This is a genomic window from Actinomycetes bacterium, from assembly GCA_036510875.1.
Taxonomy (GTDB): Bacteria; Actinomycetota; Actinomycetes; order Prado026; family Prado026; genus DATCDE01.
On sequence record DATCDE010000298.1, the window covers coordinates 1 to 2,050 of the forward strand.

Annotated in this window: 2 protein-coding genes and 1 pseudogene; all 3 read left to right on the plus strand. The window is 71.0% G+C overall.

Translation table 11 applies throughout. The features are described 5' to 3' along the window. A pseudogene (locus tag VIM19_17160) lies at positions 1-276 on the plus strand (ABC transporter substrate-binding protein). 206 nt (positions 277-482) lie between these two features. Continuing rightward, positions 483-701, plus strand: coding sequence for a zinc-binding dehydrogenase (locus VIM19_17165; GenBank protein HEY5186585.1), 219 nt, complete (start codon positions 483-485; stop codon positions 699-701). A 205-nt stretch (positions 702-906) separates the two neighbouring features. Next, on the plus strand, positions 907-2,050 hold a 1,144-nt coding region (locus tag VIM19_17170; protein HEY5186586.1), incomplete at its 3' end, for a 4-hydroxybenzoate 3-monooxygenase.

The window sequence follows — 2,050 nt, forward strand, 5'->3', positions numbered from 1 at the left end:
GTGCAGGACTCGCTTGCCAAGGGCTTCACCGCCGGTGGCAAGAAGCGGACGATCGAGATCGTCGTGAAGGACTCCCAGTCCAGCGCGACCCGGGCCACCGACGTCACCAAGGAGCTGATCAACAACGACCAGGTCGACCTCGTCGTCGCCTCCTCGACGCCGGACGTCACCAACCCGGTGGCCGACCAGTGCGAGGTCAACGGGATGCCCAACGTCTCGACGATCGCCCCCTGGGAAGCCTGGTACTTCGGCCGTGGCGCCAAGGAGGGGCAGGCCTGCAAGTACACGACGCTGTCCTTCTTCGGGATGGACCAGTTCAGCGAGTGCTTCTTCCCGATGTGGGAGCGGATCGAGCCGTCGAAACAAGAAGGTCAGCGGATCGAGCCGTCGAAACAAGAAGGTCAACTGCCTGTGGCCGAACGATCGCTGCACGCCGGCCACCCGGATCATCGCGGTGGACCTGCACGGCAGTCGGCTGCGGTATGGCCACCAAGCTCGGAGCCACCCCCACGGTCAACGCCCGGATCGACGACCCGGTGGCCGCCGTCCGGGACATCTGCGCCGGCCCCGCGGACTTCTCGGTCGAGTGCACCGGGAACATGGCGGTGCTGCGGCAGGCCGCCGACTCGGTAGGGATGCTGGGGACCTGCCTGCTCATCGGCGGTGCCCCCCAGGGGCGGAGCTCAGCCTGGACCACCTGACCACCCTGTGGGGCAAGCGGATCGTCGGCCTGCTCGGCGGCGGCGGGCGCAGCACCACCCTGATCGGGAGCCTGATCGACCTGTACACGCAGGGCCGCTTCCCGTTCGACCGCCTGGTCCAGCGGTTCGAGCTCGACCAGGTCGAGGAGGCGCTCGCGGCGTCCTCTGCGGGCGACGTCCTCTAGCCCGTGCTAGGGATGCCGTCATGACCGCGCGCGTGACCAGGACCCAGGTCGGGATCATCGGTGCCGGCCCGGCCGGGCTGCTGCTCGGGCAGCTGCTGGCCCGGTCGGGCGTGGACGCCGTCGTCCTCGAGAACCGCAGCCGCGAGTATGTGGAGGCCCGTCAGCGCGCCGGCGTGCTCGAGCACGACGTCGCCAGCCTGCTGCGCGAGCTCGGGCTGGCCGACCGAATGGACACCGAGGGGATCGAGCACGGCGGGATCTACCTGCAGTTCGACGGGGAGCGGCACCACATCGACTTCCACGACCTCGCCGGCCGCAGCGTGTGGGTCTGGGCCCAGACGGAGGTGGTCAAGGACCTCGTCGCAGCCCGGCTGGCCGCCGGTCTGGCGCTGGAGTTCGAGGTCAGCGGGACCGCCGTCCACGACCTCACCGCCGACGAGCCGCGGATGACCTACCGCTCGGCGGACGGCGAGCAGCGCGAGCTGGTCTGCGACGTGATCGTGGGCTGTGACGGGTTCCACGGGCCGAGCCGGGCCGCCGTGCCGGCCGGGCTGCTCACGGTGTCCGAGCGGGTCTACCCGTTCGCCTGGCTGGGCGTCCTCGCCGACGTCGCGCCGAGCACCGACGAGCTGATCTACGCCCACCACCCGGACGGCTTCGCACTGCACAGTGTGCGGACCCCCGAGGTGAGCCGGCTGTACGTGCAGGTGCGCCCGGAGGAGGACATCGCTGACTGGTCGGACGAGCGGATCTGGGCGGCCCTGCAGACCCGGCTGGGGCTGCCCGGCTGGACGCTGCACGAGGGGCCGATCCGGGAGAAGGGCATCACGCCGATGCGCAGCTTCGTGGCGGCCCCGATGCGTCACGGCCGCCTGTTCCTGGCCGGGGACGCCGCGCACATCGTGCCGCCGACCGGGGCCAAGGGGCTCAACCTCGCGGCCGCCGACGTCGTCGTGCTGGCGCAGGCCCTGGCGGCCTGGCTGGTGGAAGGCGACGAGCGGCTGGCCGACTCCTACTCGGACACCTGCCTGCGACGGGTCTGGCAGGCCACCCACTTCTCCTGGTGGATGACCTCGATGCTGCACACCGGCCAGGACCCCTTCGACGCCCGGCTGCAGCTGGCCCAGCTGCGGCACGTCACGTCCTCCCGTCCGGCGGCCACCG